This is a genomic window from Lonsdalea populi (assembly GCF_015999465.1).
In the GTDB taxonomy this organism is placed as follows: Bacteria; Pseudomonadota; Gammaproteobacteria; order Enterobacterales; family Enterobacteriaceae; genus Lonsdalea; species Lonsdalea populi.
Genome location: NZ_CP065534.1, coordinates 1,705,651 through 1,720,659 on the forward strand (window position 1 = coordinate 1,705,651; position 15,009 = coordinate 1,720,659).

General features: G+C 54.6%; 13 protein-coding genes. 4 read left to right on the plus strand and 9 right to left on the minus strand.

Annotated elements, in window-relative coordinates; all coding sequences use genetic code 11:
* Positions 1-16: 16 nt before the first annotated feature.
* Complete coding sequence (locus I6N93_RS07415) at positions 17-859, minus strand: EcsC family protein (protein WP_085684280.1); 843 nt, start codon at positions 857-859, stop codon at positions 17-19.
* A gap of 159 nt (positions 860-1,018) precedes the next feature.
* Here I6N93_RS07415 and I6N93_RS07420 point away from each other — a divergent pair, with 159 nt between their 5' ends.
* A complete protein-coding gene (locus I6N93_RS07420; RefSeq protein ID WP_085684278.1) occupies positions 1,019-1,342 on the plus strand; it encodes a hypothetical protein in 324 nt (107 codons plus the stop codon).
* Here I6N93_RS07420 and I6N93_RS07425 read toward each other — a convergent pair whose 3' ends face one another.
* From I6N93_RS07425 to chaA, 6 genes are all read right to left on the minus strand, one after another.
* Positions 1,343-2,158: a trypsin-like serine peptidase gene (locus I6N93_RS07425; RefSeq protein ID WP_085684276.1), complete on the minus strand. Its 816-nt coding sequence runs from the start codon at positions 2,156-2,158 to the stop codon at positions 1,343-1,345.
* A gap of 451 nt (positions 2,159-2,609) precedes the next feature.
* A complete protein-coding gene (gene asr / locus I6N93_RS07430; RefSeq protein ID WP_085684507.1) occupies positions 2,610-2,957 on the minus strand; it encodes an acid resistance repetitive basic protein Asr in 348 nt (115 codons plus the stop codon).
* 75 nt (positions 2,958-3,032) lie between these two features.
* Positions 3,033-4,385, minus strand: coding sequence for a two-component system sensor histidine kinase RstB (rstB, locus tag I6N93_RS07435; protein WP_085684274.1), 1,353 nt, complete (start codon positions 4,383-4,385; stop codon positions 3,033-3,035).
* On the minus strand, positions 4,382-5,113 hold the full coding sequence (gene rstA, locus I6N93_RS07440; protein WP_085684272.1) for a two-component system response regulator RstA: 732 nt from the start codon (positions 5,111-5,113) through the stop codon (positions 4,382-4,384). Before rstA ends, rstB begins: the two co-directional genes overlap by 4 nt.
* A gap of 237 nt (positions 5,114-5,350) precedes the next feature.
* Positions 5,351-7,066: a C4-dicarboxylic acid transporter DauA gene (gene dauA, locus I6N93_RS07445; RefSeq protein WP_085684270.1), complete on the minus strand. Its 1,716-nt coding sequence runs from the start codon at positions 7,064-7,066 to the stop codon at positions 5,351-5,353.
* A 368-nt stretch (positions 7,067-7,434) separates the two neighbouring features.
* Positions 7,435-8,538: a sodium-potassium/proton antiporter ChaA gene (gene chaA / locus I6N93_RS07450; protein WP_085684268.1), complete on the minus strand. Its 1,104-nt coding sequence runs from the start codon at positions 8,536-8,538 to the stop codon at positions 7,435-7,437.
* A gap of 592 nt (positions 8,539-9,130) precedes the next feature.
* On the opposite strand from chaA, the gene I6N93_RS07455 reads away from it, so the two are divergent.
* Complete coding sequence (locus I6N93_RS07455) at positions 9,131-9,805, plus strand: gamma-glutamylcyclotransferase (protein WP_085684266.1); 675 nt, start codon at positions 9,131-9,133, stop codon at positions 9,803-9,805.
* A gap of 282 nt (positions 9,806-10,087) precedes the next feature.
* Here I6N93_RS07455 and I6N93_RS07460 read toward each other — a convergent pair whose 3' ends face one another.
* Together I6N93_RS07460 and I6N93_RS07465 are read right to left on the minus strand one after the other, a co-directional pair.
* Positions 10,088-11,149 carry a DUF481 domain-containing protein gene (locus I6N93_RS07460; protein WP_085684264.1) on the minus strand — a complete coding sequence of 354 codons (1,062 nt, stop codon included), beginning with the start codon at positions 11,147-11,149 and terminating at the stop codon, positions 10,088-10,090.
* Positions 11,150-11,370: 221 nt separating this feature from the next.
* Entirely contained in the window at positions 11,371-12,642 is a 1,272-nt protein-coding gene (locus tag I6N93_RS07465; RefSeq protein WP_085684262.1) for an acyltransferase family protein, read from the minus strand.
* Positions 12,643-13,094: 452 nt separating this feature from the next.
* On the opposite strand from I6N93_RS07465, the gene I6N93_RS07470 reads away from it, so the two are divergent.
* Together I6N93_RS07470 and yiaY are read left to right on the plus strand one after the other, a co-directional pair.
* Positions 13,095-13,343 carry a GlsB/YeaQ/YmgE family stress response membrane protein gene (locus I6N93_RS07470; protein ID WP_085684260.1) on the plus strand — a complete coding sequence of 83 codons (249 nt, stop codon included), beginning with the start codon at positions 13,095-13,097 and terminating at the stop codon, positions 13,341-13,343.
* Positions 13,344-13,755: 412 nt separating this feature from the next.
* Positions 13,756-14,904, plus strand: a complete 1,149-nt coding sequence (gene yiaY, locus I6N93_RS07475; RefSeq protein ID WP_085684258.1) for an L-threonine dehydrogenase — start codon at positions 13,756-13,758, stop codon at positions 14,902-14,904.
* Positions 14,905-15,009 lie beyond the last annotated feature (105 nt).

Consider the following 15,009-nt stretch of genomic DNA (forward strand, 5'->3'; position numbering starts at 1 on the left):
CGGCTACCGGACGCGGCTAAGCGTTGGGCTGGCTTAGCGTCCGGTTTTTCATGCTCTGATAGGCCGTCTTGACCTCCTCCTCACCGTATTTCAGCTCCAGACGTTTTACCGTGAAATGTCCTTTTGCCATGTTTTGATAATGCCGGGTGAAGAGGGTATTGATGGTCGCGCCGCTGGCGGCGCCGATCACCGGTATGATCTGCGCCGCCATTTTTTGCGTCAGCGTCACGCCAAACCGGGCGGCGACCGCGTCAATCACCTTCGCCAGAATCGACGCCGCGTGGCGTGAACTCACCGTGCGCGTCGAACCTTTCTTGCTGACCAGCGCCATGAGCTCGCGCGACGCATGGCGAGTGATATCGGTCAGAATGGCCCGCGACGCGTAATAACCCGAGTCCGTTGGGTCCAGCGTCTTGTCTCGCCCGCCTAACGCAAAGACTTCCACACAGGCGCCTTTCACGTCTTCATCCGCCAGCGAAAACCCTTCGCTGCGGGCAATATCCGCCACCGCGCGCATCATGATGGCCGTGCTGATGGGCAGTTCCACCAGCAGTCCGGCAATCCCGAAGAATCCTGATACCGCGCCGGACGTGGCGGCGGCGATCCGGTGCAGCCCCTGTGACGGAGCGTGGTGCGGGTTATCCTCCAGCGTATAGAGCGCGGCATCCACCGCTTTATGCAGCGCGGCTCTGACGCTCTGCTGGATTTTGCGTTGCAGGCTCTGCGGTAGCCTCGCGAGGCTCCAGGTCAGCGGTTTTCCAATCACATCGGCAATTTGCAGCGTCAGCGCCGGGGCTTCCAGCAGCCTGACGGCCTGTTGGAGCGCACGCAGATCGTCGGGGTGTTCTATGAGGGTCATGAGCAGCTCGCATAATGGCGGAGGGTGATCTAGGTGTAATAAATGATGCTGAAATATGCAACGTGGAGACGGTTGTTATCTGGCACGACCCAAGCTAGGCTAACCAGCTTTAAATGCAATTTAAATGCATAAATATTCAATCGATACAGGAGTCATTTCATGATAGTCAGAACCTGGCACGGTTGCGTTCCTCTCGAACACGCTGAGGGATTCGCCCGCCATTTACAGCGCACCGGCGTCGATCATGCGCGGAGCGTTCGCGGCAACCGCGGGGTGGAAGTGCAGCGGAGAAGCCAGGGAGCCTATGAGCACTTTTTTCTGGCGACTTACTGGTGCGACCTGCCTGCGATCAAGGTATTCGCAGGCAAAGACTATCCGCTGGCAGTCACTTACCCCGACGACGAACAGTTCGGGCTGATCTCCGATCCTCTGGTGCTTCACCATGAGGTGGAGGCCATCCAGCCCCTGTTGCCGCAGACCTGATCAAGGCGCCGGGCGTTGGGATAGTGCATTCAACGACTGGCGGATGGCCGGGACGGCGACCGCCTGATTATCCGCCCGATCCCGCTCGCTGGCGTCCGGCGCGGAGCTTTGGATCGCCACCAGCGCCCAGCTATCTGCGGTTTTCAGAATCAGCGGCGAGCCGCTGTCGCCGGGCAGGGTATCGCAGCGGTGCGTTAATACCGCCTGATTTTTCCAACCGGTAATGAGGCAATCCTGATGCCGGTAGAGTGTATCGGGATGATCTTCGGGGTATCCGGCCTGCGTCACCTTGCGGTCCTCCTGTTTCAACGCCGATTTCAGATCCTGCGCGGTCCCTTGCCACAGCGGCAGCGGGACGATGCCCGGCGGCGTTTTTTCCAGCCGGATCAGCGCGTAGTCCAGTGGCGCCGCCGAGGGGGGAACGATCCACCCGTCGCCGTCCGCCTTGAGCTGTTTCGCCAACCGTTTGTTGACTATCGCTTCCAGTTTGTGCGTTTCATATTTCCATCCCGATGGCGTGGCGTGAAACCGCAGCGCCACCGGTTTGTCGGCCACGCCGGGCGGCGCCAACACGCAGTGTCCGGCGGTGAGCGCAAGGTGCGCAGAAATCAGCGTTGCGGTGCAGAGATTGCCGCTGGCGGTTTCTACCTGACCAATGGCCTGCCATGGCCACTGCGCGGTATTCGGCACGGTATCGCGGTCATCATGGTTGAAGAACAGAATACGTTGCCGCTGCAGGACGTCTTTCGGCGGGGTCGCGTCGACGCCTGCCGATAACAGGGTGAAAGAACAGAGCAGCCAGGCCGATATGCGCATGAAATAATTCGCCTTTAACAAAAATTTTCTGTTAACAGTATGGTTAAATTCCCTGATTTTGGAAACGACGCACAAAATTCCGTACTGAACGGGGCCACGGTGTTTTGGCGTTGGTCGGCGGGCGATGAGGAAGGCGCTATCGGGGTGTTGAAAACGCTATCGTGTGATCGAAAGTTAAAGAAAAAAAAGCATGATGATCAATGCGCCGAGCAGCAGAAGCGATAATACAATTTCAAAGGAGTAACGACTTAACATCATCCTGCCTCCATGAAATCGACGCCCGTGAGATGGGGTGCCGGACGGTGGATAAACGCGCCATTGACTCAACATGATGAATCCGCTCGCTCAGTCATCTATTTTTTATATCAGACCGTTATTTCAAAATAGATCCCCGCTCGCGCGGGGATTGAGTCAGGGACTGTGGTGTGACCTATGACCTATGACCTATGACTTATGCAGCCGGAGTCGCTACGGCTTTTTTGGCTTTCTTCACGTGTTTTTTAGCGGCCTGAGCTTTCTGTGCAGCCGGTTTTTTCATGTGTTTTTTCTTGGCAGCCTGCGCTTTCTGAGCCGGTGCTACCGCTTTTTTCTTAGCCGCTTTTTTCGTAGCCTGAGCTTTCTGCTCGGTTTCTTTCTTCGCCTGTTTTTTCACGTGTTTTTTGGCGTGGTCGGCTTTGGTCTGAGTGGTGGTGGTGGTAGTCGGTGCGTTTGCAGCAGGCGCGGTGGTGGTGTCAGCAGCAAAAGCTACGGAGGACAGACCCAGTGTTGCGCCAGCGATCATCACTAATACTTTATTCATCATCAATTCCTCATTGTCCGTTTACGTTTCGAGCCACAGTAGTGGGCCGATGTAAGGAGCATAGGGAATGATGCGCTAGCGGTCTGTGAGTGTTTGGTTTCCGCGTGTAACCGTTTGTACACCGTTGGCCGTAAGGCTATCCGCCGCCGCGCTGGTGACGATAGGCCAGCGGAACGTCATTTTAGCGCCGCCCAACGCGCTGGGCTCCGCGCGGATGGTGCCGCCGTAAGCACGGACAATTGCGTGGACGATAGTGAGCCCCATTCCACAGCCGCCACCGCTGTTCTGTATGCCTGCTTCCAGGCGCACGAACGGCTCGAAGATGCTCTCCCGGTCCTGCGGCGCAATGCCGGGGCCGTCATCCTCTATCTGCAGACAGGCGACGCCGCGATCGAGCGTCAGCCCCACGCGAATGCTTTGTTGGCAAAAGCGCAGCGCGTTATTGACCAGATTATTCAGCACACGCTCCATCAAACGCAGGTCCACGTAGCCGAAGTGCTGATGGCGGGGCGCGTTCAGCTCCAGCCTCTTATCGGCATGGACCAGCCGAAAGTCTGCCATCCTCTGCTCCAACCACGCGGGCAGATCGATCTCTTCGAGATGCAACGTCACCTGAGGGCGGTCCAGCCGGGCATAGGTCAGCAGTTCGTCGATAAGAGACTCTAGCTGGCCGATATCCCGATGAATCGCCTCTTGCTCGTCTTCCGGCAGGTTTTCGCTCATCGCGAGACGATAACGCAGGCGCACCAGCGGCGTGCGCAGTTCGTGCGCGATGTTGTCGATGAGCTGTTTTTTACTGGCGATCAGCTGATTGAGGTTATCCGCCATCAGGTTGAATGCCACGCCGAGACGAAACAGGCTGGAGGTATCGTCGAAGTGGGTGCGCTCCTCCAGATGACCGTCACCGAGCCGCTGCGCCGCGGTTTCCAACTGCAACATTGCCTTCCAGTGCGGCCGCATCCACAGGAAGACCGGCAGCGCCAGAGAAAGCCCGATGATGACCAGCATCAGCAGGTTCAGCATCCGCATTTCGTGCAGGAAAAACAGGTAAGGAATCGGGCCGACCGCCAGCACATAGTGGCTGCGGGGGATGCGCTGAATGAAGGTGTATTCGTCGTCCAGCGCGATGATTTCGCCCTGCGTCAGGCGCTGCTGCGCCTTAGTGCCGAGCTTGTATTTGTTCATCGGCTCGATATGCATTTTGAACGACAGATTGAGGTCCAACTGGCTGATGGTCTTGTGCCACTCACGCGGCGGCAGGGTGCGCAATTCGTTGCGGATCAGATAGAGCGAGCTTTTCATCAGGTCGTCCATCGACTGACGTCCCGCACGCTCAGCCGTGACCTTGTAGACCAACCCGACCAGCAGCGTCATGACCAGAAAGCTGGCGAACAACAGGAGAAAGAACTGTATAAACAGTTTTTTCATGGCGCGTGGGTCTCCCAGGCGTTGGGCGCGAACAGATAACCCTTATTGCGGATGGTTTTGATGCGCACCGCTTCCGGCGCCGTGTCGTAAAGTTTTTTGCGCAGGCGGGAGATCGCCACATCAATGCTGCGATCCATGCCGTCGTAGCTGACGCCGCGCAGGTTTTTAAGCAGCGCGTCGCGGTCCATGATTTGTCCTGCATGGGTCGCCAATTGCCACAGCAGGTCGAAATCGGCCGTCGACAGGGGAATATCTTGGCCGGCCAGCAGAACCTGCCGGTTCACCGGATCGATGCATAGCAGGCCGAAGTTCAACGACTTGTGCACCTGTACCGGCGCGTTGGTTTCGCGCGTCGGCTGGGGCGACGTGGCGTACTGCCGAAAATGCAGACGAAGACGCGCCAGCAGCACGGCGGGCGGGGTTGTTTTCAGGATGTAGTCGTCGGCGCCCATTTCCAGGGCGAGGATATGATTCATGTCGCTGTCCAGCGAGGTCAGCAGTACGATGGGACCGGAGAAACAAGGACGCAGCTCCCGGCACAGCGTCATGCCGTCTTTGCCCGGTAGCATGATATCCAATAAGACCAGATCGGGTTTCTTTTGCGCGATAATCGCCAATGCGGTGTCGCCGCGCGGCTCGATATGCACATCGATATCGTGTTTGCCCAGATAGGCGGCGATCAGTTTTCCCACTTCGGGATCGTCTTCAGCAAAAACAATCTTATACATACCTGCGAACTCTTTTTTTGTTATTCGGATACAGCATAACGCGTGTCACTTTTTGTCACCATGCGCGAAGCGTAAGCGGGTGTTAAAAGCCGCCGGATGAACGCGGAGGGGTAAGACGCTTTACGAGCGAGGGATTAAGGAAAAAAAGCGTATTGAGGATGGATAAAGAAAAGCGTTGTCATTTGAGAAAGAAACCGAGCCAGCCTCGCGGCTGGCTCGGTGAACGGACCACGGCGGTCAGGCGGTCAGCGGAAGCGGCGTCAAGGGTGCCGCTTCAAGCGCCTGTTCCAGCGTCCGATAGAACGCCAGCCGGTTTTCTATCGGCACCACGTTGGCGCGAGCCAGCGTCTTCAACGGCTGGAATGGGATGTCGGTAATGAGCAGCCGCTTTTCGGGCGGCAGCAGTTCGATGAAACGTAACAGCGCGTTCAATCCACCCGCATCCAGTACCGGCACGGCATCCCATTGCAGGACGACGGTCTGGTACTCGTTACTGCTGACCAATAGTTCGCCGAAGATACGCTCGGCGGCGGCAAAGAACAGCGGGCCGTTGATACGAATCACCAAACGCTGCCCTTGCACGGTGGCGGGTAGTTCGCTAAGGCGCGTCATTTTCGCTATCCGACGCATGAACAGGATAGAGGCGAGAACGATGCCGACGGTGATTGCAATCACCATATCGAACAGCACCGTCAGGGCCAGGCACAGCACCATCACGATAATGTCGTCTTTCGGCGCATGACGCATCAGGTCGATAACTTTGTGTGCTTCGCTCATGTTCCAGGCGACCAACAGCAGCAACGAGGCCATCGCCGCCAGCGGCAGATAAGACAGCCAGGGCGCCAGCACCAGCAGCGCCAGGATCACCAGCAGCGCATGCACCACGGCCGAAATCGGCGACGTGGCACCGGCGCGCACGTTGGCGGCGGAACGGGCAATTGCGGCCGTCGCGGTGATGCCCCCAAAGAATGGCGTCACAATGTTGCCGATACCCTGACCGATTAGCTCGGTATTGGAGTTGTGTTTGCGTCCGGTCATACCGTCAAGCACCACGGCACAGAGCAGGGACTCGATCGCGCCGAGGATCGCCATGGAGAAGGCGGCGGGCAGCAGGGCGGAAACGGTGCTCCAGCTCAGGGGCACGACGCTGCCGTCACTCCCCGGCATATTCCACGGCAGGACGAACTGAGGCAGGATCGGTGGAATACCGTGTCCCGACGTGCCGTCAGCCAGCAGATAGCTGAAACGTGAACCGATAGTAGCGACGTGAATGTCCACCAGCGACAGCAGACCCATCACCGTTGTCCCCGCTAATAGCGCAGGCAGATGACCGGGCAGGCGAATGCCGAGCTTGGGCCAAGTCACCAGCACGGCCAGCGTGACGATGCCGATCAGCGTATCGCCCAAGTGCATGGACGGCAGCGCGCTGCCCAGCGCCAGCACTTTTCCGACGTAATGCTCCGGCATCACCGGAATGGTCAGACCGAAGAAATCCTTGACCTGCATCGTGGCAATAGTGATCGCGATACCCGAGGTGAAGCCCAGAGTGACCGACACCGGAATATATTCAATCAGCCTCCCCATGCGACAGAGTCCGAGGATAAGCAGGAACACCCCGGAAAGCAGCGTGGCGATCAACAGACCGGAAAGACCGAACTGCTGGGAGACCGGATAGAGAATGACGACGAACGCCGCCGTGGGGCCGGATACGCTGTAACGTGAGCCGCCGCATAACGCGGTGATCAGGCCGGCGACTGCGGCTGTATACAGGCCAAATTGAGGAGGAACGCCGCTGGCGATCGCCAGCGCCATCGCCAGGGGAATAGCAATAATGCCGACGGTGATACCGGCGATAAAGTCTTGGGAAAAACGGTTGAACGTATATTTTTCCCGCCAGCAGGCGTCAAGAAACGCGCTGAACGGTTTAATGCCGTTAAATAGGTATGATTTCATCTAAGACTAGGACCAACAAAATGAAAACAGATGGCGGGTCGGCAGGAGGCCCGTCGCGGGTTAAAGCATTACGATACGCCCATTGTTCAATGAAGATCCAGATATAAATCAATAGAAAAGCATTATGTATTACCTTTACTTCCTACTGGGACTTTTGGACATGCATCAAGGCTAACTCATTGAGCGCCAGCAAAAAATGCTTACCGCCGCGCGAACGGGATGAAGGCAATAAGCAGGAAAAAAGCACGTTGGCCGGCGCGAACGGGCTTATCGGGTAAAACCAGGGAAACCGTGAAGGGTCAGGCCGGAGAGTCGGGGAGCGGAAAAAGGGCATCGACGCATCGTGACGATGCCTTTTAAGGACGGGATCACAGCATGATGGTCATGATGTAAGCGGCAAACAGCGCCAGATGCGCGCTTCCGTTAAGGACGTTGGTGCGGCCGGTGGAAAATGAAATGTGGCACAGGACCAGCACGGTTAACATCACCACGATGTGCGGCATATCCAGCGCGAAGTTAAGCGTGTTGCCGGTGATCATAGCAATCAGCGTGACGGCGGGGACGGTTAGGGAGATCGTCGCCAGCACAGAGCCAAAGAACAGGTTCATCGCGCGTTGAACCTGGTTTTTCATAACGGCTCTGATCGCCCCCAGACCTTCCGGCGACAGAATCAGCAGTGCGACGAGGAAACCGGTGAACTGGGACGGCGCGTTCATGCGTTCAAGCAGTGTCTCCAGGAGTTTGGAGTCCATTTTGGTGACGCTGATCACGGCAATCAGATGAACTACCAGCCATAGCGCATGCCAGAGCGAACTGTGGGCCGACGGTTTGCCGTGATGGCTGTCTCCTTGGCCGTCGCTCTCATCTTCGTGTTCATAAACGAACAGACTCTGGTGAGTGCGGGTCTGAATTTTCAGGAATACGCCGTACATCGCTGCGGAGATCAGCGCAATCATCAGCGACTGCGGCACGGAGAAATTACCCGCCGGCAGCGCGGCGGGAAATACCAGCACCAGGACGGCAAGGGGAAAAATCGCCATCAAATACTGCTTGATACCGCCCAGATTGACGTACTGCGTTGCAAATTTACGTCCGCCCAGAAGTAGAGCGAACCCGACCAGCCCGCCGGTGACGATCATGATAATGGAGTAAAGTGTGTCGCGCATCAGGTGCGGGCCTGCATCGCCGGTCGCCATCAGGGCGGAGATCAGACTGACTTCCAGAATGACCACGGACAGGCTGAGAATCAGCGATCCAAAGGGCTCACCCAGACGATGGGCCAGCACGTCGGCGTGACGCACCACGCTGAAGGCGCTGGAAAGAATCCCGACCAGCGCCAGGGCGTTGATCGCAATAATGCCCCCCAGACTGGAGGTGTCGCCCCACATGACCAGCACCAGTAGCGTAATGAGAGGAAGAACGAGCGTATATTCATGGTGACGGGTTTTTACCGTCTCGGCGGATGAGGTCATTCTTGAAGGTTCCTTAGTTGTGTCGCGAACTTGCTGATAAAATAACGTATAACGTCGTTAGGGAATATTCGCCATGCCAAACACACCGTGCCAGTAAAGCCTGATATGTGATCAAATTTATGCATTTGATGCATAAATAAATATCAATACAGTGTTTTTATTTTTTAACTTTTATCCATCTAATAGTAAATGGATTTGCCACAACTCGTCACTACTTTATCACCTGATAAAAACGATTTTTGAACATATTAAAGTCATGGTTATAAAATCAATGTGCTGAAAAACGTGCAAGGAATGTATTTATATGGTTTTTTATCAATAATGACGGACATTGCAATCGGTTGGCATAAGCTTGTCGACAGGGATAGGACGCCGCGCCCTTATGCGAAGACATGGCAATATCTTCGAAACAGGGAATGAAAAATTAACATTATGTTTCATGATGTTAAATCAACTCGTGATCAACGTGAACACTTTTGCCATGCTGGGAAAATAATCAACGTTCGCGTTGATTGTACGGTTGATGATCGTTCAGAATGGCGTGTGACGCCATTCAGCAAGAAAACGTATAAGGGGTGAGGAAAGAGAACTCGTGTTAACGCGTGATTTTTTACAGAAAGCCGATTGCCGGACGTCGTTCGGCCATATTGACGAGCATTTATTGCTGACTCCGCAGCAGCGAGCCGACTCTCTGGAAACCACCTTATCCTGCCGCCCCAATCATGAGGGCGTCTGGATTTTTGGCTACGGTTCTCTCATGTGGAACCCGGCGTTTGATGCGACAGAGAGTTGTCTGGCCACGCTCAAAGGATGGCAGCGCGCGTTTTGCTTACGTTTGACCGCAGGGCGTGGCACCACTGCAGAGCCCGGCCGCATGCTGGGACTCACGCCAGGAGGGGAAACGACCGGTCTGGCCTATCGTTTACCGGAAGATAGCCTGCGCGAGGAGTTGGAGCTGTTGTGGAAACGGGAGATGCTGACCGGCTGTTATCGCCCACTGTGGTGTGAGTTGGAATGCGCCGAAGGTGGTTATCTGACGGCGTTGGTCTTTGTCATCAATCCCGACCATCCGCTGCTGGAACAAGATACCTGTATTCAAAGCGTAGCGCCGCTGATCGCCCGAGCCCGAGGGCCGCTGGGCACTAACGCGCAATACCTTTTCTCATTAGAGCGTGAACTTCAGCATTACGGGATGCCGGACGATCATCTGATTGCGCTGGCACAACGGGTAAGGGAGCTACTGAGTGTGTCATCCCTCGGAGAATAAGCTGCTACATTCCTATCGAGTAATACCATTTCAGCGCTTTTAACATCCCGCCTACTCTCCGGGCCTTTTTCAAGCCCGGCAAATGGGATTAGGCAGTGCTTACAATTCATGAATATCTCCACGCCGGGTGGCAACGAACGGAAACTGCGCTGAACCATTCGCGGGGCAGGTGTTGCCAATACGGTGAGCGGGCCGCAAAACAAAACACCATCGACCACAAGGCCGATGGTGTTTTTACGTCGTTAGATAAGGGTTCTTTACCGCAAGCGCGGAACGCTTGCATTACCAGCCGACGCCCAGACCCAGCGAATACAGGGTGTCGTTGACGTTGCCCTGAACACTTTGAGTACGGTTGCGCACCACCTGCATGCTGACGGAAGACCAGTTGGTAAGCTTATAGCGCAGACCCGCACCGGCTTTAAAGTACAGTTCGGTGGTATTGTCGAAGGAACGTCCGACTTCACCCGTGGTGAAGAGCTGCGTTTTCTTACCTGAGAAGTAACGGCTGTAGTCCCATTTCAGCGCACCGGCCAAAAAGTCGTCCTGACCTTCTTCCTGATAAACGAACTGCTGGCTGCTCACCAGCGCGGTCACTGAGAAGGCGCCCAAATCGTTATCCCAGAACTGATAACCTGGACCGGTACCGATCGCGCGGCTGATTTTGATTTCTTCTACCCAGTCGCGTTTATATTGGTAGCGGCCCTGCCAAAACCAATTCTCATCGATAAATTTATCCAGCGCATATTCACCCCCGACGTTTTTGGTGCTGTCGACGTTATCCTCTTCGGCCATGTGGTAGCCGGCGTCCAGATTATGGCGCCAAGTACCGTGCAAAAGTTTGGTGCTCAACACCACGTCGTGGTTGTTGGTCGTTGTAGAACTTTTTTTATGCGACAGGCTGGCATCGATGTTGCCTTTCCAGGAGAGATCCTGCACCAGCGGCTTAGGGACGACCATAGAGTTGATGTCGCTCAGCGCCAGCGTGGCTTCGTTCGACGTTCCAGCCTGATCGCCGCCGTCGCTCAGCGGCTTCTGGACCACAATCCCACGGGTTTCCGCCGGTTTGATGGCCGGGTAGAGAACGCCTTCTTCATAACGGTGGCCCTGAATGACCATCGCGTGGTCGGTCTGGAAGGTTTTAACCTTATCCCAGGAAACGGACAGCGTATCGGCATAGTCCGTTTTGATGAACAGCTTGCCGCTGTCCAGCAGAGTAATCTGCCCAGTGATTTTGTCACCATTGGTCAGCCACAGATTATCGGCGGCATAACTGGTGGAAACACCCGCGACACTCAGGCCGACGTACAGGTAGAGAGTGGATAGTGCAAATTTGGAATATGTCATGTTATGAAATAAACAAATGGTGACTGATGTTGAAAGACGTCCTTGAGACGTTCGGCCGTTAGAACACCGGTTGGAACCGGCGGCGCAAACATTAACAGGAAACGAGTCGCGTCTCTAGGCATAAGTGAATATCAATTAGAATGTAAATCGTTATAAACGAGATCATTAATGATTTACCGGTATAACCGTGTAGGAAGCCGAGGCCCCCCACGGCGAAACGATTAAGCTGCGCTGTTCGACTCCGTGAGTCGTCGGCTCAGAAAGCGGTCCGTCAGCGCGTTACGAATGCGCACCACAACCTGTTCCTGAAATATGACGCACAGCGCCACCGTCGTTAATAGGAAAATGCCGTAACCGGTCATAGAGAGCTGTACCTGACCCGCGGTGGCGACGCACTGAGACCAGCTAGTGAAGCAGATCATAGGATTGGCACGGATCAATTGCTCCAGAGTTCGGTAAAAATTAAATAACGGCACGTGCAGCGCGAAGATGGACAAGGAGGCGGCACCCAGTCGTGGAGACCATGTTCTGATCCATTCACTGCGAGGATCGCGTGCCTGCGCCGACAGGCAGACCAACAGGACCTGCGAAGGCAACAAAAGGCCGTTGTGCAGCAGGAAATACCAGTGAGCGCGGCCACGGGTAAACAGCACGGTGGCGGTGATAAAGCAGAACACAATAAACGCCACCAGCCCGTTGCGCTGGCGCGCCGTTAGCGCCGGGACGATACCGTCTTTATACTGCCGGAATAGGGAGTAGCCGAGAATACCGGCCAGAAACTCCGGCAGCCGGAAAACAGGTCCGCGTTGCAGCAGACCGGTATACGGCATGCCGTACAGCTTGTGCCAGACCACCCATAATGCAGGCAATAGATACAGCACGAAGACGAACGTCAGCCAGCGGCGCGGGTAGCGGCTGTTCATCAGCCGGGGCGCCAGCAGCGGAAATAGCAGATAAAAGAAAAATAGGGTGGACAGTGACCACAACGGCGCATTGAAGGTCAGAAAATAAGGGTTCCACGCCTGTAACAGTAAGAGTTGCAGCAGGCTGTTAAACGTGAGCTGGGCATTATCCATATAGTGGCGCAGCGACGCCGGATCGACGCCGGGCTGATTACTGTCGTATATGACGAACCGCGCACTGGCTACCTGACCTTCCGGTGGGATAGCCAGCCACTGCATTAACATGACGACCAGGATTGAACTGACCAGACCGATGATGTGAATGGGGTAGAGATTGAACAGACGCTTGGCCATAAAACGTCGGGCCGGCTCGCGCAGTTGACCGTCCCGAATATACACATGGGCGAGCAAGAAACCGGACAATACAAAGAAGGTGCTTGTTGCAAAGAACCCCATGCTGGTCAACTCATCCAGAAACGGGATTTTGAATCGCTGGGGATAGACGTGCAGCGTGTGGTAAATCATAACGTAACATCCCAGCAGAAAACGGAGCCATTCCAGTCCGATAAACCGCTCTTTGCTGACTTTCATCTCTATCCTCCGTGTGCCTGACTGCCGAGGCGTGAACAGTATAGTTACTTAGTTTAGGAAAAGAACGCGGAAATTTATCTAGGAATAGGGCGAAAAATGCTTTAGATACAACGCTAAGTCTCACTTTCTGCGTGATGGCGGCGTTATAACTAAAGGAATTATTGCGGCCTCACGGAACGGTAATGCGAGGAGGTCATTAACCAATAAAAGGGCATCCCGGTCTAGCCGTTTTTTTTTTGCGATTTGACGCGACTTCGCCGCCTTCTGCATCCGCGTTGTGTTGGCCCTAACAGTATTTGGTCAACAAACAAGCAGTCAGAAGAGTCGTGCATTGCAAAGTTAAATTTTGGCTATACTTATCTACGGTTTTGATTCGCGATGGGTAATCAACAATCAAGCGGTGATCCATTTTGATGGGCAAACAGGTCAGTCACTAACTAGATGAGGTAGGTATGGGCATTCTTTCTTGGGTTATCTTCGGTTTAGTCGCGGGTATCCTCGCCAAGTGGGTCATGCCGGGCAATGATGGCGGTGGCTTTTTCATGACGATACTGCTGGGCATTATCGGTGCGGTTGTTGGCGGATATATCAGTACCTTTTTCGGATATGGCCGCGTAGACGGTTTCAACTTCGGCAGCTTCATCGTCGCTGTTATCGGTTCTTTGGTGGTGCTTTGGATCTACCGTAAGATCCGCAGTTAGCCTATAGCGTTTGTTGTCCGCATCTGATCGGGTGCGGACGTAAATAATTCCTCTTTTTTATCGTCTTTCATCCCTCATTGCCGTCCCTTTCGTTGCTATCATTTACTTTTGTTGATTAAATTTATTATTTATTTTTATTAAAATAATCTCCGCAGCGGTAAACTTCCCGTCATTCAACGCTATTACGCGGATCTCGGCGGCATTCTTGTTTCTTTTGATACCCTTCGGGATTCGAAAATAATTATCATGTTATTAACAAGCTCACGCTAATAATTGATGTTCATCATAATCTCCCTCTCAATTGCGATAGGATCAGTAGATTTAAGTTGTTTTAAATCAATTTAACCCGTATGCCTCGGTGATAGGATTGCCGCCAGTTAACATTTCAAATCAATGGATATGGTGAAACCCTATGAGTAGCGCATTTTATATTCCGGCAGTAAACCTGATGGGAGAAGGCTCTTTACAGGAAGCCGCTAAGCAGATTCAGGCACAGGGCTTCAAACGAGCGCTGATTGTGACTGATAGCGTGTTGAACAAAATCGGCGTGGTCGCCACGGTTCAGACGCTGCTGAATGAGCATCAGGTTTTCAGCGCTGTTTATGATGGCGTGCAGCCTAACCCGACGGTCAAAAACGTGGACGAAGGACTGAACTTGCTGAAGTCCAACGACTGTGACTGCATCGTTTCTCTGGGCGGCGGCTCTTCACATGACTGTGCGAAGGGGATTGCGTTGCTGGCGACCAACGGCGGCCAGATTGCAGATTACGAAGGCGTCGATAAATCACATCGTCCGCAGCTGGCGCTGTTTGGCATCAACACCACGGCGGGTACCGCTTCCGAAATGACGCGCTTCTGCATCATCACTGATGAAGTGCGCCACGTGAAAATGGCTATCGTCGATCAAAACGTCACCCCGCTGATGTCTATCAACGATCCTGCATTGATGGTCGGAATGCCGGCGTCTCTGACGGCGGCTACCGGTATGGATGCGCTGACGCATGCTATTGAAGCCTACGTATCCACAGCGGCCGATCCGATTACGGATGCCGTCGCGATCAAAGCGATTGAGCTGATTCGCGACCATTTGAGCAACGCGGTACACGACGGTAAAAACATGGAAGCGCGTGAGCAAATGGCGTATGCGCAGTTCATGGCGGGAATGGCTTTCAACAACGCGTCTCTGGGCTATGTACATGCAATGGCTCACCAACTGGGCGGTTTCTATAACCTGCCTCACGGTGTCTGCAACGCCGTACTGCTGCCGCACGTTGTGCGTTATAACGCTGCTGTTGCCGCCGCTCGCCTGAAAGACGTGGCGAAAGCTCTGGGCGTTGACGTCATTAATCTGAGCGACGCCGAAGCGGCCGAAGCGGCGATTGCGGCTATCGTCAAGCTGTCCAGCGACATTGGTATTCCTACCGGTCTGAAAGCGCTGGGCGTAAAAGAAGAAGACTTCAATACGCTGGCGGACAACGCTCTGAAAGATGCCTGCAGCCTGACCAACCCGAGACAGGGTACGCATGCTGAGATCGTATCCGTCTTTGCAGCCGCGATGTAATTCAGGTTTCATGTCCCCAAGAGGGCGGCGAAAGCCGCCTTTTTTTATGGCGAGGAAACGCGGACGAAGATGCCGCAGCCCGAGAGTCCGGCTGGCGACATAGCC